The organism is Luteimonas sp. TWI596 (genome assembly GCF_039674105.1).
Classification (GTDB): domain Bacteria; phylum Pseudomonadota; class Gammaproteobacteria; order Xanthomonadales; family Xanthomonadaceae; genus Luteimonas.
The window spans coordinates 140,184-157,895 of record NZ_JBDJMU010000007.1 but is presented as its reverse complement, the minus strand read 5'-3'; the positions used below and the strand labels follow the sequence as shown (position 1 = coordinate 157,895).

The 17,712-nt window shown below is 64.2% G+C and carries 25 protein-coding genes and 1 pseudogene; 14 read left to right on the top strand and 12 right to left on the bottom strand.

Features of this window, described 5'->3' with window-relative positions; translation table 11 throughout:
• Nucleotides 1-44: 44 nt before the first annotated feature.
• A complete protein-coding gene (locus tag ABE487_RS07680; RefSeq protein ID WP_346451815.1) occupies nucleotides 45-494 on the top strand; it encodes a carboxymuconolactone decarboxylase family protein in 450 nt (149 codons plus the stop codon).
• A gap of 1 nt (nucleotide 495) precedes the next feature.
• Nucleotides 496-1,398, top strand: a complete 903-nt coding sequence (gene sigJ, locus ABE487_RS07675; protein WP_346451817.1) for an RNA polymerase sigma factor SigJ — start codon at nucleotides 496-498, stop codon at nucleotides 1,396-1,398.
• Nucleotides 1,399-1,682: 284 nt separating this feature from the next.
• Here sigJ and ABE487_RS07670 read toward each other — a convergent pair whose 3' ends face one another.
• Entirely contained in the window at nucleotides 1,683-2,108 is a 426-nt protein-coding gene (locus ABE487_RS07670) for a hypothetical protein (RefSeq protein ID WP_346451819.1), read from the bottom strand.
• Between the two features lie 177 nt (nucleotides 2,109-2,285).
• Here ABE487_RS07670 and ABE487_RS07665 point away from each other — a divergent pair, with 177 nt between their 5' ends.
• The 10 genes and pseudogenes from ABE487_RS07665 (at nucleotide 2,286) to ABE487_RS07620 (ending at nucleotide 7,722) form a co-directional block, all read left to right on the top strand.
• Nucleotides 2,286-2,474, top strand: coding sequence for a hypothetical protein (locus ABE487_RS07665; RefSeq protein ID WP_346451820.1), 189 nt, complete (start codon nucleotides 2,286-2,288; stop codon nucleotides 2,472-2,474).
• Complete coding sequence (locus tag ABE487_RS07660) at nucleotides 2,471-2,650, top strand: hypothetical protein (RefSeq protein WP_346451822.1); 180 nt, start codon at nucleotides 2,471-2,473, stop codon at nucleotides 2,648-2,650. The genes ABE487_RS07665 and ABE487_RS07660 overlap by 4 nt, the downstream gene beginning before the upstream one ends.
• Complete coding sequence (locus ABE487_RS07655) at nucleotides 2,647-2,841, top strand: hypothetical protein (protein WP_346451824.1); 195 nt, start codon at nucleotides 2,647-2,649, stop codon at nucleotides 2,839-2,841. The genes ABE487_RS07660 and ABE487_RS07655 overlap by 4 nt, the downstream gene beginning before the upstream one ends.
• Before the next feature lie 163 nt (nucleotides 2,842-3,004).
• A pseudogene (locus tag ABE487_RS07650) lies at nucleotides 3,005-3,697 on the top strand (replication initiation protein); the annotation flags it as partial.
• Nucleotides 3,694-3,975, top strand: coding sequence for a single-stranded DNA-binding protein (locus tag ABE487_RS07645; RefSeq protein WP_183426946.1), 282 nt, complete (start codon nucleotides 3,694-3,696; stop codon nucleotides 3,973-3,975). The pseudogene ABE487_RS07650 and the gene ABE487_RS07645, both read left to right, overlap by 4 nt.
• Nucleotides 3,976-3,978: 3 nt before the next feature.
• Complete coding sequence (locus tag ABE487_RS07640) at nucleotides 3,979-4,200, top strand: hypothetical protein (RefSeq protein ID WP_346451826.1); 222 nt, start codon at nucleotides 3,979-3,981, stop codon at nucleotides 4,198-4,200.
• A gap of 45 nt (nucleotides 4,201-4,245) precedes the next feature.
• Nucleotides 4,246-4,491: a hypothetical protein gene (locus ABE487_RS07635; protein ID WP_346451828.1), complete on the top strand. Its 246-nt coding sequence runs from the start codon at nucleotides 4,246-4,248 to the stop codon at nucleotides 4,489-4,491.
• Nucleotides 4,492-4,617: 126 nt separating this feature from the next.
• Nucleotides 4,618-6,216: a hypothetical protein gene (locus tag ABE487_RS07630; protein ID WP_346451830.1), complete on the top strand. Its 1,599-nt coding sequence runs from the start codon at nucleotides 4,618-4,620 to the stop codon at nucleotides 6,214-6,216.
• Nucleotides 6,209-6,523 (top strand): DUF2523 family protein, encoded by a 315-nt coding sequence (locus ABE487_RS07625; RefSeq protein WP_346451831.1) that lies wholly within the window; start codon nucleotides 6,209-6,211, stop codon nucleotides 6,521-6,523. Before ABE487_RS07630 ends, ABE487_RS07625 begins: the two co-directional genes overlap by 8 nt.
• Before the next feature lie 2 nt (nucleotides 6,524-6,525).
• Complete coding sequence (locus ABE487_RS07620; RefSeq protein ID WP_346451833.1) at nucleotides 6,526-7,722, top strand: zonular occludens toxin domain-containing protein; 1,197 nt, start codon at nucleotides 6,526-6,528, stop codon at nucleotides 7,720-7,722.
• A 430-nt stretch (nucleotides 7,723-8,152) separates the two neighbouring features.
• Here the strand turns inward: ABE487_RS07620 and ABE487_RS07615 are convergent, their stop codons facing one another.
• On the bottom strand, nucleotides 8,153-8,461 hold the full coding sequence (locus tag ABE487_RS07615) for a DUF3653 domain-containing protein (protein WP_346452879.1): 309 nt from the start codon (nucleotides 8,459-8,461) through the stop codon (nucleotides 8,153-8,155).
• Nucleotides 8,462-8,624: 163 nt separating this feature from the next.
• On the opposite strand from ABE487_RS07615, the gene ABE487_RS07610 reads away from it, so the two are divergent.
• Nucleotides 8,625-8,933, top strand: coding sequence for a DUF3653 domain-containing protein (locus ABE487_RS07610; protein WP_346451837.1), 309 nt, complete (start codon nucleotides 8,625-8,627; stop codon nucleotides 8,931-8,933).
• A gap of 67 nt (nucleotides 8,934-9,000) precedes the next feature.
• On the top strand, nucleotides 9,001-9,387 hold the full coding sequence (locus ABE487_RS07605; protein WP_346451839.1) for a hypothetical protein: 387 nt from the start codon (nucleotides 9,001-9,003) through the stop codon (nucleotides 9,385-9,387).
• Nucleotides 9,388-9,400: 13 nt separating this feature from the next.
• On the opposite strand, the gene ABE487_RS07600 is transcribed toward ABE487_RS07605, so the two are convergent.
• From ABE487_RS07600 to ABE487_RS07555, 10 genes are all read right to left on the bottom strand, one after another.
• The gene (locus tag ABE487_RS07600; RefSeq protein WP_346451841.1) at nucleotides 9,401-9,742 is read right to left on the bottom strand and encodes a hypothetical protein; all 342 of its coding nucleotides are present in this window, start codon (nucleotides 9,740-9,742) and stop codon (nucleotides 9,401-9,403) included.
• Nucleotides 9,743-9,845: 103 nt separating this feature from the next.
• A complete protein-coding gene (locus ABE487_RS07595) occupies nucleotides 9,846-11,033 on the bottom strand; it encodes a zonular occludens toxin domain-containing protein (RefSeq protein ID WP_346452878.1) in 1,188 nt (395 codons plus the stop codon).
• Nucleotides 11,034-11,038: 5 nt separating this feature from the next.
• Nucleotides 11,039-11,329, bottom strand: a complete 291-nt coding sequence (locus ABE487_RS07590; RefSeq protein WP_346451845.1) for a hypothetical protein — start codon at nucleotides 11,327-11,329, stop codon at nucleotides 11,039-11,041.
• A 1-nt stretch (nucleotide 11,330) separates the two neighbouring features.
• Nucleotides 11,331-12,827 (bottom strand): hypothetical protein, encoded by a 1,497-nt coding sequence (locus tag ABE487_RS07585; RefSeq protein WP_346451847.1) that lies wholly within the window; start codon nucleotides 12,825-12,827, stop codon nucleotides 11,331-11,333.
• Between the two features lie 151 nt (nucleotides 12,828-12,978).
• Complete coding sequence (locus tag ABE487_RS07580; protein WP_346451849.1) at nucleotides 12,979-13,227, bottom strand: hypothetical protein; 249 nt, start codon at nucleotides 13,225-13,227, stop codon at nucleotides 12,979-12,981.
• 331 nt (nucleotides 13,228-13,558) lie between these two features.
• Nucleotides 13,559-13,840, bottom strand: a complete 282-nt coding sequence (locus tag ABE487_RS07575; protein ID WP_346451851.1) for a single-stranded DNA-binding protein — start codon at nucleotides 13,838-13,840, stop codon at nucleotides 13,559-13,561.
• On the bottom strand, nucleotides 13,809-14,870 hold the full coding sequence (locus tag ABE487_RS07570) for a replication initiation factor domain-containing protein (protein WP_346451853.1): 1,062 nt from the start codon (nucleotides 14,868-14,870) through the stop codon (nucleotides 13,809-13,811). The genes ABE487_RS07575 and ABE487_RS07570 overlap by 32 nt, the downstream gene beginning before the upstream one ends.
• Before the next feature lie 150 nt (nucleotides 14,871-15,020).
• A complete protein-coding gene (locus tag ABE487_RS07565) occupies nucleotides 15,021-15,236 on the bottom strand; it encodes a hypothetical protein (protein WP_346451855.1) in 216 nt (71 codons plus the stop codon).
• Between the two features lie 861 nt (nucleotides 15,237-16,097).
• A complete protein-coding gene (locus ABE487_RS07560; RefSeq protein ID WP_346451857.1) occupies nucleotides 16,098-16,505 on the bottom strand; it encodes a DUF4124 domain-containing protein in 408 nt (135 codons plus the stop codon).
• Between the two features lie 120 nt (nucleotides 16,506-16,625).
• Nucleotides 16,626-17,537 (bottom strand): GNAT family N-acetyltransferase, encoded by a 912-nt coding sequence (locus tag ABE487_RS07555; protein WP_346451859.1) that lies wholly within the window; start codon nucleotides 17,535-17,537, stop codon nucleotides 16,626-16,628.
• Nucleotides 17,538-17,712: the final 175 nt, after the last annotated feature.

Sequence of the window (17,712 nt, the reverse complement as noted above, 5' to 3'; positions counted from 1 at the left end):
TCAAACCTATATCTGGGCACACGCGCCCGCGCTGGAGACTGACGATGCACGCCACCGATTCCCCCTCACAACCGGTGCCGGTCGACCGAGTACTGCCCGATGTCTATCGCGCACTACTCGCCGTGCACACAGCCAACGATCGCCACGGACTACCGCAGGCCTTGCGCCACCTGATTCATCTGCGCGCCTCACAGATCAACGGCTGCGCGTATTGCATCCGCATGCACACCCGTGAGGCGAGGGCGGACGGCGAGACCAACGCACGTCTCGACCATCTCGCCGGCTGGCGGCACATGACGGACTACACCCCGGCCGAACGCGCCGCATTGGCCTGGACGGAGGCACTGACGCGTCTCGGTGGCGATCGAGAGCCGGACATCGGGGCGTTGCGCACGCAGTTGCGCACACACTTCGAAGACCCGATGATCGCGGCGCTGACCGTGGAAGTGGCGATGATCAACCAGTGGAACCGCATCGCGATCGCCAATCACTGACATGACCGATCGGCCCGACGATGGCATCGCCGCATTCGATCACGCCCGCCCTGGGCTGCTCGGCCTGGCGTATCGGCTGCTCGGCTCGCGGGCCGATGCGGAAGATGCGGTGCAGGACACCTACCTGAAATGGCAGCGGGCCGATCGCGCGACAATCGTGTCCGCAGGCGCCTGGCTGACCACCGCGTGCACCCGGCATTGCCTGGACCTGCTGCGCAATGCCCATCGCAACCGAGTCGACTACGTCGGCACCTGGCTGCCCGAGCCACTGCGCATTGCCGACGACATCGAGCCGCAGGCCGCCGCTGAGCTGGCGTCGACGCTGACGTCGGCCTTCCTGCTGCTGCTCGAACGGCTGACCCCGAGGGAACGCGCGGCCTACCTGCTGCACGAGATCTTCGAGATGGACTACACGGACATCGCCAAGGCACTGGACATGCAGGAACCGGCGTGCCGGAAACTCGTCTCGCGCGCCCATGCGCACGTCGGGCATCCGCGTGTGCGGCACATCACACCGCCGGCGCGACAGACTGAACTGCTGACCGCCTTCGAACGCGCCATCCGTAGCGGACAGACCGAGCAGCTTGCGCTGCTCCTCTCGCGAGACGTGCGTCTTGCCGCCGACGGCGGCGGAAAGGTTTCTGCGGCGCGCCGGATCATGGTCGGGGAGGGCGAAGTGCTGCGGTTCATCGCAGCGGGCCTGCATATCTGGTGGGCCGACTACGCCTTCGAGCGCGTGATCTTCAATGGCCACCTGGGCCTGATCCTGCGCGACGCGACGGGGACGGTGACCGCGGCAGCCTCTTTCTCCTATGACGAGACTGGGCGCCTGTCCGACATCTTCATCATGCGTAACCCCGACAAGCTATCGCGGGTGGAGCAGGTTGCTGCCGCGGTTCAATGACATGCGCTGCGTCTGTGCATGGAGATGCCGACACCCCATGAGGCCACTGGATAGCGGCCTCATGGAGGTGGACTGATGGCTAAGCTAAGCGCAGGCCTCAGCGATGCAACGGCGGTACATGCCTTCACAGCCGACCGTCGTCGTAGACGGATCGTCCAAACAGGCAACGTAGCGGTCCCAACAATGGGGTGCCAGACAACTCTGCGCTGTGGCCAAACCCGCGACACTCAGTGCTGCGCCGCCCACGATGCCGAGCAGTACGGATTTCATCTTCATCGGGTGGACTATTCCCTGAGTCCGCTCCGGTAATTTACATAATGTACATTCGTCCCGTTGTTGGACGCGTAACCCGTTGATGCGTCAGCGGTTTGCGTGCCGCCGAGGCCGAAGGAGGCGAGCAAAACGACCCCGAGCGTCGCGACCTTCGCCACGCTCGGGCGGGCTCGGTCCAACACCGATTCCAGCGCACGGCGCACGGCCGTGATTCGCACCGCGTCTGCCTGGATGCCCACCAGCCACGGCCCCGGATCGGCGATGGATGCCATCTCGCACAGTTGCATCACTCGCTCTGGCGGCATCGGCGAACCCTTGCCGTGGCGCCATTGGCTGACGGCAGTCTTGTTCACGCCCAAGGCATCCGCGACTTCGCTGTAGTTCTCATAGCCGCATGCGTCCTTGACAGCTTCGAGTAGTTGTGCCGCGTAGCTCATGGCGGGCTCCGGATGACCGTTCGTCGGGAAGTTCAGTGAATTACGCTACTCGCGCTTGACGAGTTAAGCAAATCAGTGCACCTTCCCAGTCGGTTCACCGATTCGGTTAACCGCCCGGCCCCTCGGCACCCCCCGAGGGTGACCGGGATACCGGGTAGGGGGTGCAGGGGAAAGACCATGGAAGACTTCGACGCACGGCTCCAACTTGCGGAGCTTGAACGCTTGGCAGACGCCGCCGACAAGCGCGCCGAGTATTGGCGTGATCAGGGCGATTTCTACTTCGCTGATATGTGGGTCCGCGCTGCGGCCGGTCACCGCGAAGTCGCCGCCGACATCAAGCGCAATTTTCCCGAGGTGCTCGCATGACCATGCAGCACGTCATCGACGCCGCCTCCGATGCGGCCTTCGAGCGTTATGCCGGTCTCCTGGCCGAGAACGCACGCCCCGGCTCCAACCGCGATTTGTTCGGTGACCCTCGCGTCGCCGAGTGGCGCGGCGTTTGGCTGACTTGCGAGCGCGAGCGCGCGGCGGTGCAGTCATGACCTGTGCGATCGTTCAGCCGTCCGAGATTCAAGAACTCGGCCGCGTACTCGTCCAACTCTGGATGATCACCATCGGCGGCATGGTGCTGCTCTACACCGACTTTGGCTGGTGGTACGACCGTCTCCACGCTCATGCGCGCCGCCGTCGCATTCGTGCCATTCGCGCTCGCAAGGCGGCTCTCCATGGCTGACGGTTGCCTTACGCCTGAAGTGATCGAAGCGGCTTGGGCGCGTCGCACTGCCGACGCGTCTGCGCTCGTCGCGACGTGCCTTCCGTTCGCGTCGAAGGCTGGCCGCGAAGCGGCCGGCCTTGGGCTTGTCCCTTCTTCAACAAGTGGCCCAGCGCCACGCATCGGCCGCGTTTCGGTCGAACTCGATCAAAACCGCATCCGGGCTACTCGCCTCCGGAAGAGCGTAATTACGGGAGCGAGATTGCATGACCAGGAAGCGCGGAAAGGCTCGCAGCGTGGTGCGTGGTACATGCTCACGGCGACCTACAGAGCGGGAGGTGACAGCAGCCCTCGCGACGTTAGCAATCTGGTTCGAGGCGTCCGGCGCTTCTTCCATAAAGTTGCAGGACGAAAGGGGCATGGGCGTCCGCTGTTCCGTTATCTCTGGGTCGGAGAACTCACCAAAGCCCTGCGACCCCACTACCACCTATTGATCTGGATTCCTCGCGGCTACTACCTGCCGAAGGCTGACAGGGCAGGGTGGTGGCCTCATGGCATGACCAAGATTGAGCGCGCCCGTAACGCGGTCGGCTATCTCGCCAAGTATGCGTCCAAGTTCTGCGGCGCAATGGCCGAAGCATTCCCCAAGGGCTTCCGCACGCACGGCGTCGGTGGTCTCAACGACGAATCCAAGCGTGAACTGCGCTGGTGGAAGTCTCCTCAGGATGCGCGCGACGCCCTCGGCGTCGATGCCGACATCCGCAAGGTTCCCGGCGGTTACGCCGATAAACGCACTGGCGAATTCTGGCCCTCGCCGTGGCGCGTCTACTTCGACAAGGGCCGGGTCATCGCTTGGAAACTAGAGGCAATCGCATGAGCCACATCATCGTCAAATCCGACGCCGTGCATACCCGCACGATTCCCGCACGCGCAGACCGTAAGGAAATCCATTTTCGCGAGCAGAAGGCCGCTATCGAAACCGGCGAGGATTTCCCGCAGCCCTTCAATGTCCAATTGGACGACGACCAGCGGCCCTATCCGCCCGGTCTCTATCAACTCGACCTGTCTAGTGTCGAGGTCAACGAATACGGCGGCTTGAAGTTCGGCCGCCGCGTACGGCTGGTCGGTCCCCTCGACCCGCCGAAGAAGGCGTAACCCATGAGTGCCCCGGCCCCGTTCTACGTCGTCGCCTGTGCTGCCGAGCATGTGCAGCAGGACGGCTCATGCGCGGTGCCGGTGCACCTGCCGTACCACCAGCCGGTGATTCCGCCCCTGTCGGCGGCTGATGGGTCCATCGTCGCGTTCTCCATCGTGGGGTGCTGGGCGCTGGGCTTGAAAGCGCGAATGGTCTTCCGGGCCGCGCGCGTGGGGCATTTCTGATCCACCTGGGCAATTCCGCCCGTCATCGAGAGAGAGAGAGTAACCATGAAGAGCAACATCGTTCGTTTCACCGATCGCGCCGCCTCCGCGCTGCGCACCACTGGCGGCAAGATTTCCGCGGGCATCACCGGCATGGCCGCGTCCGGCCTCGCGCTGGCCGAAGGCGAGGGCGCCGCCGTCGCTGGTGAGCTTTCCAGCGGCAAGTCCGAAATGGGCTTGGTGTTCGCCGCTGTTGCCGTTCTGCTGGGCGCCCTGCTGGTCTGGTCTTACATCAAGCGGTCGGCGCGCTGATCGCCCGATCTGATCCAACTCCCGGGCCTCTTCGCGAGGCCCGGTTTCTTTCGGGGAGAACGTCATGGGTTACTTCGTCATCATCGCGATTTGCGGCGCGGTGTGGATCGCGTTTGAGGGCGTGTGATGCGCCTGGGCAACTTCATCGCCCGCACCGCGATCCGGCGCGTTGTCTGGATCGTCGTGGGTGTCGTCATCTACGCCGTCCTTGCTCTGGTCTTGCCCGCTCACGCGCAGGCGTCTTGCAGCGGCAGTCAGTGCACAGATCGCGCGTCGGCATACGCGCTCGCGCAATCCCGAGCGCGTGACTACGCTGGTCCGAATGGTCGTGTTGAGTTCGCCAACGTTACACGCGGCTACTGGACCAACGCGGGTGAGAACTGGCGTGTGATGTTTCGGGGTTTCGACACCGAGGGACGTCGAATTGATGCCTTTGCGTACTGGCCCGTAGGCTCCGACTGCCCCAACGGGGGCACCTGGGACGATGCGACGCAGATGTGTCGCCGCGAATCCTGTGACGGCGGCGCGGTGATGATGTCGAACGGGCAATGCAGTCCCACGCCCGAAGAGTGCGAGGCGCACAACAAGTCTGGTGGGGGCTTCGGTGTCCAGACCTCCAAGCCGTTTCACTCGCGCTGTACCGGTGGGTGCATGCTCACGATGACGCCCGGCACTGGCTCTTGCAGCGTTATCAATTCCGACACTGGGCTGCAATTGTGTAATGGCGAATTCCGTATGACCGGCGTGTGTACGTCGGACGTCCCTGATGTCTTCATTCCCGGCGCCAACACGCTCGAAGAAGTTAAGGAGGACAAGCCGCAAGTTTGCTCGCCTGCTGCCGATGGTCAGACGTATTGCATTCGTCGCAATGGTGACCACTGCGCTACGTCCGCCAAGGGTCGTCAAATCTGCTGGAAACCCGGCGAGACCGGCACCAAGACCGATGGCGCTGTCGCCCAGGTGCGAAACGCTGGCGATCAGCCAATCACGCCCAAGCTTGACCTCCCGAGCGGCGACACCCTCCGCAAGTCCGGCCAGTCGATCACGACGACGACCACGGCAGGCGACGGTAGTGGAGGGCAGGGGAGCAAGACGACCACCACGACGACCAACTACACGACCATCCACGGCACCAATGCCGGCAGCGGCAATCAGGGCCGTCCCGACGATGCCAGCACCGACACTGACGACGACGACGACAAGGGCAGCGCCAGCGGTGGCGGCGACTGCGATAGCCGACCGATCGTGTCTGATCCGATGTTGGAGATGGTCGCGACGCAGGCGTGGGCCACGCGGTGCGCCGTCGAGGCTGGAAATGCTGTCAAGGTCTCTGGCGACGTGGGCGACTGCGAAGCCGCGTTCCACGTCGAAGGCGACGATGCCAATGCCGTCAAGCTGCGCGCCATGCGTGCCGAAATCTGCGGCGAGAATCAGCCCGAGTGGACGAAGGGCGACGCCCCGGCCGTGCCCGGTGGCGAAGACGACGGCGAGGATGTCGAGAACGCCACGCGCTTTGGCTTGCGTGTCGGGCCCAGCTTGCTGGACGAATCCGACTTGGTCGGCGGCGGCACATGCCCGCAGATGTCGTTCTCGCTCATGGGCTCCGCGATCGGAACGCAGGACGTGCCGCAGTGGTGCGACATCGTGCGCGTGATGCGTGCGCTCATTCTGATCTTCGGCGCGTACACCGCGCTTCAAATCCTACTGGGGAAGCAATATGGGTAAGGTCTGGGAGTGGATCACAGGCGGCATCAAGCACTTGCTCGGTGCGTTTAAGCTCGCCGCTGCCGGAATCGTCGGCAAGGTGCTCGGCACGTTCGGCCTCACCATGGTCACCTTCGAGTCGATCTTGCCGAACCTCAAAGCTTTCTTGATGGGTTACCTATCGGGCATGCCGGCCGACGCTCTCAACATGATGGGCGCCATCGGCATCGGCAAGGCGATGTCGATGATCCTGTCGGCCCTGACCGTTCGGCTCGCGTGGCGCACGTTCATCGTGCCGACCAGCGTCGCCAACTCGCTGGGGGGCTGACCATGATCTACTGGTTCACTGGCCAGCCCGGCCACGGCAAGACGCTGCACGCGATCGAGAAGCTGCTCGAATTCAAGGACAAGGGCCGCATCGTCTACGCGTGCAATATCCGGCAATTCGACTACTGCAAGACCGGCGTGTTGGAGATGACGCCCGAGCAGTTCCGCGACTGGATGAACTTCCTGCCCGATGGCGCCGTCGCCCTAGTTGACGAAGCCTACGAGCATCAGATGCTTCCGAAGCGCCCGCCTGGCGCCAAGGTGCCCGAACACGTCGAGCAGCTTGCCAAGCATCGCCATCGCGGTCTCGATTTCATCTTCGTCAGCCAGTCGCCCGATAAACAGTGCGATCAGTTCGTGCACGACCTGATCGAGCGACACGTGCACGTGCGTCGCATGTTCGGCACCGACTACGTGCAGCTGCGCGAGTTCGACCGCTTCGAGGCCAATGCCGAGAAGGTGACGCCGATCGTCACGCGTCGGCGCAAGCTGCCCAAGCGTCCGATGGGCACGTATCAGTCCACCGAAATGGACACCACTGAACGCCGTGTTCCCTGGTACTACTTTGCGCTCGGTATCGGTGGTCCCATTGGCTTGCTGTACGTCGTGTGGGTGTTCGGCTCCATGGGTGATCGGTTCCGCGGCGACGCCGATGCGCTACCACCTCCGGCCGCGACCGCCACGGACGCGGCGGCGCCCAACGGAGCGTCAGCGACGGTGGGCGACGACCGCGCCGCTCGCACGCTCACGCCCGACGAGTACATCGCCCGGTTCCAGCCGCGTATTCCGTCGCAGCCGTGGAGCGCGCCCGCCTACGACCACTTGCAGGTGCCAATGGACCCGCCGCGCGTGTTCTGCATGTCTTCTACGGGGGAGGGGCTGGATGCCAATGGGAAGCCCGGCAAGCCGAGTTGCGGCTGTATCACCGATCAGGGCACCCGCTACCTGCTGGAGACCGCTGCGTGCCTTCTCGTCGCCTCTGGTGGGCAGTACGAGCCGTACCGCGCCAACCGCATCGGCGACGGCTATCGCGTTGACGGCGAGCAACTCGGACAGCGGCACATGGCCGATGCTCAGCGCATCTACGAGGCGCGTGCCGCTGCTGGTAACGGCGCTCCTGGCGCGACTTGGACGATGCCTAGCTACGGCGATTACGGCATCCAGACCGGTCGCTATGTGGGGCAGGGGGTCGGGCGGTGATTTCGTGACGCGTCACGACTCAAAGTAGCGTCGGGTCGCATCGTTCGCCTGTTGACCCCCACGCGTTGCCGTCGCGCGTGAATACGAACCCGCTGCGGCATTGTTCGTTCGGTGCCAGTGCTCGCTGGAAGCTGCTTCGGGTGTTCGCCGATTGCGGCTGTGGTCGCTCCCGGTATTCGTACACCACGCGCTCGCGCGTCGGTGCTGGCGCGGTAGCTGCAGCCAGCGCGGCCGCGTGGTCGTTTGCCTTGATCCGGCTCGATAGGAACCACGCGGCGTTCGTGAGTGCCAGTAGCCCGGCCAGGGCGTATGTCCACGCTTGGTAGCCGTTGCTCGCTTGCTTCCGTGTCATGTCTAGATTCGCTCCCTGTAGTGCTGGGCGGCATCGTACACCGGGTGTGGGCAGCGCCCACGGTGACCGCTTCGGCCGTCAGCGCGTGAGAGCCCGTAGCACGTTCGCGCGCAGCCCAGGTCCCGGCCCCGAGTCATCCACCATGCAAGCCCGCCGGGTGTATCGGCGGCGGACCGCATCCCGGAAGTGCACAACCGTCCCGTCGCGTCGGTAGCCGCGGTCTTCGCGGTGTTCCTGCATCATCCGGCGCCACTCCTGGGCGATGCCCACGGTCAACGCCAGATAGGCGAGGTCTTCGGGCTCGAACTCGCGGCCCTCGGGGCTGACAAGCTTTCCGCGCCGGAAAGCAAAACCGGCCCAAGGGCCGGTCAGTGCTCGATCACGCATGCGCCGATCTCCATGCCGGCAGGCCATGTTGCCGCCTGCGTCGCAGCAGCTTCGTGAGCCATGCTCGGAAACGAACATAATGTACATTATGCGAAGTTCCGTGGGCGGGCGCTGATAAGGCAACTGGCACGCTGGATCGTCCGTCTCATCTACGGAGATCGCCATGCCCACGTGCTTCAACTGTAACCGTGAGTCGGACAGCGCCCACTACGACCGCGTGGTCCACAACCGAACAGAGCTCCACGGCCCGTGGGCTGGCTGGCGGATGGCTGGTCGTGAACTGGTCTCCCCGGAGGGCCAGCGCTTCACGACCGAGCGTCTGCGTGGGCTGGCGTTCCGCCTTGAGGCCGAGCAGCGATTGGAGCGTGCCCGTCTTCGGAACGCGTCACGAAAAGCGCGTCAGCAGGTGGTCAAGGTCGTGGTCGTGGATCTCCGCGACTGGCGCGAGCGGCACTTCGGCCGGTCGGCGTAGGAGCGTCTCCGCAGGGCGCTGCCCTGCACCCGGTGTACGATGCGCCCAGGCATCGCAGGGGGACGCCATGGAGCATCGCATCGACGCGCGGATCGATCAGCGCGCAAAGGCCAAGGATTGGAAGCCGGGAGTGATCATCGGCGGAATACTGGCGATCGCCGGCATGCTCATCACGGCCGCGGCGGTGTACCAACTTCAGGTGACAGGCGACGAACGTCGAGCCCTGTCGCAGAGCGCGCGGTCCGTGGCCAAGCCGGCATTACCTGCCCCGACACCGGAACAGCTGCAAGCCCGCGAGGAGCTCGCCCGGCTGCAACTGGAGCGCGACTTGGCGCGCGCAGCGGCATGGCGAGCGCGCGTAGATGCGGAATCCGGCCCCGACCAGGTGCGTTGCTACAGCGGAACCCGACTGGTAAAGCGCGACGGCGCCTGGACCGACGCCGGTCGTTGCTAGATTTCGTGACGCATCACGCTGCGGGATAGCGCCTGGCCAGCTCGGCGACGAGCTTGGCTGCAGCCGCCCTGCCCGACTTCGTATCGACTTCGCGAACATCTGCAACCTGGAGGCGGATCGCCTCGAGGAGCTGCGCGTCGGTGTAATCGCGCAGCCAGTCGAAATCAACAAGCTTGCGACGAGCGTCAGCTCGGCGTGCGTCATCGCGCGCCAGACCAGCACGGGAACGCCGACGTGAGCGGTACGCCTGGGCGCGCTCTGCAGGCGTCATCGGCCCCATTTCAGGGCGCTTGCACGGACGGCCGCGCTTAGCCGGGATCAACTCGCTGGTCTGGGTGTCGTGTTGGTCGCGCATGGCATCGTCTCCGTTCGATGATTCAATTATAGTGACGCGTCACTAAATGTCAATGACCGTTCGTCGGGTCACCGGTCCGTGAGATTGAGTGACGCGCCACTATTTAGCGGTCGCGAACACTTCGACCGGGATACCGCACCGTGTGGATGCCATAGTCGCCGTAGCTGGCCGTCGAGCCGTATGGCCCTCCTGAGCCGTGTGCAGCTCGGGGCGCGCCGCCGAGGTCGATACCGGGAGCTGGTGCCGCAGCGACCTGGACGGGCTGCTGCGGCATGCTGGCGCGGTACGGGTTGTAGGGCATGCCGTCACGGGCGACGGTGCGGCATTCGGCCGGGCCGAGCTCGTAGCGCGTGCCCTGCTCTGTCAGGCATCCACACGACGGACCCTTGCGCTTGCCGTTGGCATCGATGCCACCGGACGAGCTCATGCAGTACACCTGCGGATCGGTGGTGCGCGGACGATCATCGTAGATCGGCGCGGTCCACGGCATGGTGCCGAAGCGAGGCAAGTGGTCCTGCGCGTAGTCAGTCGCAGATGCCCAGCGAGGACCGTTGTTGAGGGACTGGGGGCCGCCCCAGCCGCTAGGCGGCTGGGACGCCGCTTGCGCGGCTGGGGCGACCCCCTGCCCTCCATCCGGACCGGCGATGTTGCTCTGCACCTTCCATACGCACAGGCCGAAGATTGCGGCAGCGGCCAACGCCATGATCGCGGCGCGGATGTACTTGCGCGGGATGGTCCGCTTGAACGTGTGGACCTCGGCCGACTTGTAGAGCTCATAGCAGTCCTTCGGGAATGCCCAGCTATGGTGATCCTCGGCGGCGAGCGCCTTGTCGCTGCGCACGTTGTCGATGACCTTGGAGCGCGTGTAGACGATGGCGCTTTCCTTGCCATTCTCACGGACCAGGTGCTCATGGAAGCCGACGAGCGCGCGGATATTGGCGTGGATCAGGGCCGGGTGCTGCGTGAGCAGAATGAGGCGGATTCCGCGGTGGCGGATCTCTTCCATCGCGGCGATGTACGACGGGAGGTTGGCGCCGGAGCCAACGCCGGCGCGGAAAAACTTCTGCGCCTCGTCCACGATGAGGACAGAGCCGGCGGGCAGCTCTTCCCAGCGTGTCGGGTCGGCAAACTCGAACGTGCCTACCACGGCCATGCCGTTGATGTTCGACCAGAACACCGTTTCATCCAGCTTCACAGCCTCGCGTGCGTACCAGACGGCGCGAAGAGTCTTGCCACTGCCGGGAACAGCGGTGATGAGCGTGATCGATGCGGTTTTGGCGATTGCGGACATGGGCGTCAGGACTTGGAGAAGAAGACGCGCTTGGCGCCGAGCAGGCTCATGCCGGTGACCATGATCGATGCCATCTTCGTGACACCGAGCAAGCCGAACCAGCACTGCCAGTCGGACGGAATGGCGTTCCAGGCGCGGGTAACGTGATCGATCAGCGGTTCCATGACGAACTCGTTGGTGGCGAGCACAAGGCCGATGCGACCTAGGAAGCTGGTGAACAGCAGAGCACCCTTCATGAAGAAGAAGCGAGCAATCCATGGGCCGAGAGCGGCGAGCAGAGCGGTTAGAGCGGGCATGTCAGTCCCCCAGTTTTTGAGCGAGCCAGAGATAGGCGAGCGCCGGGAACAGCCAGCCCAGCCAGTTCATGAGCGTCCAGAACGGAGCGGGTGGCGTGATGTCCTGGCCGGCAATGGTCCAGCCTCCCGGGATGCTGCACTGGGCCGGAGACCCACCGCCGAACAGGTTGTCGCGGATGCCTTGGCCATCGCCGTCCTGCGGCTTGCGCCACACGTCATCGACGTTGACGCCTTCGAGGCCATCGCCCTGCGCGGCGATGTGGTTCGCGGCCTGGGTGTCGGCGTCGCGAACGCCCTTCATCCAATCGAGAAGGCCATCGCCGTCACCGTCACCACCCGGCCCCGTGTCGCCGGTGGAAAGCTTCTCAAGCGCGCACGCGGCTTTCCACTGCTGGATCAGCTGGGCGTATTCCATCGCGTTGCAGTTCTCACCGGTACACACCGGCATGGCGCCACAGGTGCCGCCACTGATGTTGACTTTGCGACGCGTGTTGCACTCGATGCGCCACTGGATGCGGGCCTGACCGCACATAACGGGGCTACCGCTGCAAGACGGCGGACGGCTGCAGTCGTCGCCGCCGGCAAACTCGGTGCCGTCGCCTTCGTCGTCGTCCCCTTCCCCGCCCTGCTCGCTATCGGGCGTGCCGTCGCCGTCGCTGTCGCGCTTGCAGGTGCCGTCCTTGCCGCGTGCTTCGCCGGCAGCACATGTGCCCTCGCCGGGCAGGCAACCGCCTACAGGCGATTTGATCTGACCAGGTGGACAGGTGTCGGCCTGGGGCTTACAGGAGCCTTCGAGCGTGACCACCATGCCGGCGGGACAACCGGCTTTGCACTCACCGGTCAGCGGGTCCTTGATCTGGTCGCCGGTGCATTCCTTCGGGGCGTCCATGCAGCCCCAAGGACCACTGACACGACCGACAGCGGCGCATGTCTCACTGTCCGGAAGGCCGGGCGTATCGCATGCGGCGTTGCTGACGTGGACGCCCACGTACGTGCCGTCGTGCATATTCTGGAACTGGACGTAGCAGCCGCCGGAGCACTGACCGAAGCTGCTTGGATTGCCCATACCGGCCGGCAAGAACGGCGGGCGATTGACGGTTACGTCGGGCTGGCCGATGCACTGCTTCTTACAGGACTGCGAGGAATCATCCCAGGTGCCGCCGTTGGGGCAGTCGGAGCCTACGGGCCAGTAAGCCAAGGCATCAATTCGACGGCCCTCCGGATCCCAGCCGCGGAAAACCACGCGCCAATTCTCGCCACGATCGGTCCAGTGGCCACGCGTAACATCGCCGAACTCGACACGACCATTCGGCCCAGCGTAGTCGCGCGCTCTCGACTGTGCGAGCGCGTATGCAGACGCGCGATCGGTGCATTGAGAGCCATTGCATGCTGCGTGCGCAGGAGCGAACCACGACAGGGCTGCGTAGACGATGGCGCTGATGACGATCCAGGCAACGCGCCGGACCGCCGTGCGAGCAATGAGTTGGCCGAGGCGCATCAGTCCCAATCCGTCGAGGCGATGACACCGGCGCAGATCCACCAGAGCAACGCAATCAGCGGAAACAGGTGTTCGGCGAAGGTGAGCTGTTGCATGTGGGTCCCCCTGAAAACGCAGGGGCCCGAAGGCCCCTGCTTGGTTGCGCGATGAATCAGCGCGGCTTGGCGAGGCTGGCGGCGCGGATGGCCCACAGCACGACAGCGAAGGCGATCACGAGGCCGACGACGACGGGCTTCCATGCATCGATGTCGGCCTTGATGGCCTCGATGTCGGCGGTGTTCTGCGCGAACGCCGGGACGGACGCCATAGCGACGAGCATGCCGCCGCCGACGCGGTTGCGGAGGTGCGCGGCCTTGCCCTTGGCACGGATCAGCGCGGTTTCGATGGTCTTGCGGTTCATAGCGGTTCCTTTAGCGAGGTGGTTTGAGGGTTCGTTTCACGAAGGCGATGATGACGAGCGATCCGAAGAACGCTCCCCCGACGACGTTCGCCTGATACATCGTCGGCAGCATGTCCGCGATCCCGCCTTGTTCGATCCACGCCGTCGTTTGGCACTGGCCATCTGGAAGTGGTGACGGGTCGATACACGCGAGAACGCGGGGCATCTCAGTGCCCCCGCCGGCAGCGCACAATGCAGAGCGCGGCAGTGAACCCGGACGCGATCACGCCGACCGAGAAACCGAGCGACAGGAGCGCGTACGGATGCGCTGTGGCGAGGACGTGCCACATGGTCAGGCGGCCTTGGCGGCGGCCGTTGCCGGCCTGCTGACGCGCTGGAGCGGCAGGCGGCGCGCGAGCTTCAGGTCGCCGAAGTCACCGACGCTGATGGCGTCTTCCAGGTTGACCGTGTACTCGCCCGCTTCGTAAGGCGGCAGGGTGCCCAGGTCGAGGCGGATGGTCTGGCGGAACTTTTCGCACTCGGCGACGGCGGTCTGCGTGCGGATGACGCCGGAGCGGTCGCCCTTCTGCCAGCGCTTCTCGTCAACGAGATTGGAATGGATCGTGATCTTCATGGTTCATGGCCTCTTGGAGGGATCGGTCTAGGGATGCGCGAACGTGCGCGTGGAGATCGCCTTGAATTGCTTTCCATCGTCCGGGGCGATCAGTCCGGAGAACGGTCTTCTGCAGCCACGCGTAGAACTCCTCGGGGCCGTCGAAACAGGCGGCGAAGACGCCGAGCGTCGTGCCGGTTTGGGTGCGCAGGAAGCGTTCGGCCGCGCCGACGCTGGTGTCCACGATTTGCTCGCGCAGACCGAGGCGCTCGACCTCGCCGATCACGAACGCTTCGAGCATCGGATACGCCGCACCGAACCACTTGCCGGGATTACGCAACACGTCGTTAGTGACATCGATGCGCTTGGCGTAAAGGCGCAGCTCGCATCGCGTGTGGCGCGACTCGGGATCGCCGAGCTGCTTGCCCTTCTCGTACACGTTGAGCTGCTTGTGGCCGCGCTGGCCGACGTAGAACGAGCAACCCTTGCCGCTGCCCATGTCGCTAACGTGCTGTGCGGTAGGAGGCCGTCCGTTCATGGTGAAGTCGCCCGCTTCGTAGTGATCGAGAAAGGTCTGGATATCGAAGGTTTCGCCGGTCAGATCGTCGATAGCGATATCGACGTGGGAGACACGTGCGTGCAGGTCATCGAGGCGGTCGGCCACCTGATGCCAGGAGGGGACGTAGGCGCACCCCTGCCCCGTCAGGCTGATCTGGATAGCCCCGTCGTCGCGGAGACCGATCTTCCCGCACACCTCGCCGAGGCCATCGACCATCGTCGCGGAGCGCTGGTAGAAGTTGAAAACGCGGTCCTGCAGAGGACCGACCGCGATTGAGCTGCCCGTGCCGAACACGTACCGGAGCACTTCGGTCATGGGCATGTTGCGGGTGAGCTTCTTGGCCTTCTCGCTGTCGAGGACCGCTACACAGAAGTCGATGATCGGAGCGGTGAGCGATCCGGACGTTTGAGACTTTTGGCCCGTGTTACTGCCCGGGCCAACCGGCTCCGCCGGTTCGCTTGCGGCACTGGACTGGTGAAAAGCGTCAGCCACGGCGCGGAGCCTCGGGCAAGAGGCCGTCAAGGAAGACGCCCGCGGCGCCAAGAAGGACACTGAGGCAGGCCAGGAGCCATTCGCCGCTGAAGGCGCATGCCATAGCCATGAACGTGAGCAGGCCAACCGAGGTGCGGATGAGAATTCGCATTAGGAGGCAGCCTTTTGTGACTCGTCACAAATTAGATCGCCGCGGCGGACCCAAGCGATGAGGGCCGCAGAGTCGGCGTAGTCACGGGAGGCCTGCTCCCACAGTGAGGCGATCTGAGAGCAGCCACGAGCTTGGGCGGCTGCGGCCTTCGAGGCGGCGGCCTCGGTCAGGCGGCCGAGCTTCTCGAGCTCGGCGCGTGCGTCGTAGTCGTGCATCCCTATCCCCTGTCGCCCCAGCAGCCCTAGACGCCCTGCCCCGGCTAGGGCACCGGGGACGAGGGCGGACGGGCTACAGGTGTAGCCTGACGGGCCGGAGGGTAATCGGCTACACCCGTAGCCGTCAACACCTGTAGCTTACGGCCGTAGTTGACAGCTGGAGACAATCATGGAGTGGGACGCATTCTTTCAGCGCACGCTGGACGCGTCGGGACTGAAGAACTACTCGCAATTGGCTCCAAAGCTGGGGATCTCTGACGGCGCGATTTCGCATTACCGGACTGGCAAGCGGGTGCCGCAGGTGTGGGTTGTCGCAGAGGCCTTGAAGGTGCAGGGGCACCCGACGCCAGAAAAAGCCGCGATCGAGATCATGAAAGCCGCGGCTTTGACGTCACCCGAGCGAAAGTTCTGGAAGCAGCTCGCGGCGACCACGGCGTTACTGGTTGTGTTGGCCATGCCCTCTCTGACGGCACTGGCAGCACAGAGCGCGGATACCGGTGCAAGGGCTGACGGGACTGTACATTATGCGAAGTTCGAGGGCGGCGACGCGTTGGGCAGCAGCATGGATCGTCCGTCTCATCTACGGAGAACGCCATGCTCACGTGCTTCCACTGTAACCGTGAGTCGGACAGCGCCCACTACGACCGCGTTGTCCACAACAGAACGGAGCTCCACGGCCCGTGGGCTGGCTGGCGGATGGCAGGCCGCGAGCTGGTCTCCCCGCATGGTGAGCGCTTCACCACCGAACGCCTGCGTGGGCTGGCGTTCCGCCTCGAGGCCGAGCAGCGATTGAAGCGAGCGGCACTTCGGCAGATCCGCGTGAAGGCGCATCCGCAGGGCTCTGCCCAGCACTCGATCCGGTCAATCGGTCGGGCCTCGCGTGTGGTTGCAGTACTTCGAGCGCAGCGCGGCATCGCCAGCGAGAGACTCGATCGTGCGGTAGGGGTTACGTCCCGACGTGACCGCACGCGCCAACTCGCATCCCGCATCGGACTTGACAGTCCCATCGGAATTCATAGGCCGGCCATAGGTAGGCGACAGACCGCCGCCCGAGCTGGTGGTCGGTACGTAGTTACGCACAACCCGCCCCCCGACCTCGATCTCCCGGTTCGCGTCGTAGGTGCGATCGATGCGCTGGCCATCGGGGCAGCGTTCGGATTGGTACGTGACAGCACCGTGCCAGTTCACGCACTTGTAAACGTGCTGGCCCGAGGCCGTCGCCGACACGACACACAACACCGCGAACGCGGCAAGTCCCCTGACATCCATGATGCAAAACTCCATCCCCTGTATGACGGAGTGTAAGCCTGCTTATGTGCCGCGTCACGTGACCGGACAGCGCGTGGCCAACTCGGCGGAAAGCTTGGCCGCCAGCGCCCTACCCGACGTCTAAAGATGAAAGTTCCCGAACGATTCCGGTTGGTAGATCACCTTGTCGATCCGGATATGGCGCGTGCGATCCCCCACTCTCCAGTCGAAGGCATCGCCTTCTTGGTAGCCGAGGATCGCGGCGCCGACGTCGGAGAGGATCGAAAGTTTCCCGGAGCGGTCGTCGGCATCTTGCGGATAGACGAGCTCGACTTGCGCCTGATCGTGGTCCACCTGCAGCACCACTCTGGAATTCATGGTGACGACATCGTGCGCGACAAGCTGCGGATCCACGACGATCGCGCGCTCGATCTCGTGTTCAAGCTCGACAACGGCTGCCCCTTGCTCGAACGCAATCAGGCTCTCGAGACGGGCTTTGTCGATCTCAGTGACGTAGATGTCGGTCGCTTTTGCCAGGACGCCTTCGCGCAGCAACTGGAGATATCGAGCAGAGGTCATGGATAGGGAGTTCAGCGTGGGTACTTCGGCTTTGCGCACAAAGCCGCAGCGCTCAAAGCCCTTGAGCGAGCGCGTGTTGCCCGGCTGAATCTTGGCGATGACGGTATCGGCCCGCATGTCGAGGAAGGCGAGCTTCAGGCCTTCCCGGATGGTGCTGCCGCCGAGTCCGCGCCCCCAGTTGTCCTGGTCGCCGATGACCAGGACGATTTCGCACTCGGTGCCTGTCTTCACCAGGCGGACGAAGCCGACCGGGACATCGTTCCGGTCGTAGGTCATGAAGAATCGGCCGCCCTGATTGAACAGATGTGTCAGGATCGGCATCTGCGTCCGGTCGACGGCCTGCGCGATGAATCGAGACACGCTGCGGGAGTCACTGAGGTAGCGCGTCACGCGCTCATCGTCCAACCAGTCCATCAGAAGCAGGGCGTGTGTCCGCGTGATCTCCGGATGCAACGAAACAAACGGCTTCTTCATCTTCGCCACCTTGGTCGCAAGAATGAAAGCCTGTCACGACCGCTGCCGTGCTGGTTCTTTCCGTCAAAGCTGGAAATTATAGGTCCGATCTCATGCGCGCCCAAGGAAGGGGCGCATGTAGTGACCGCTTTCCCGTGATCGCATCAGGTGCAGCGAGGCATGCGCAGCGCTTGGC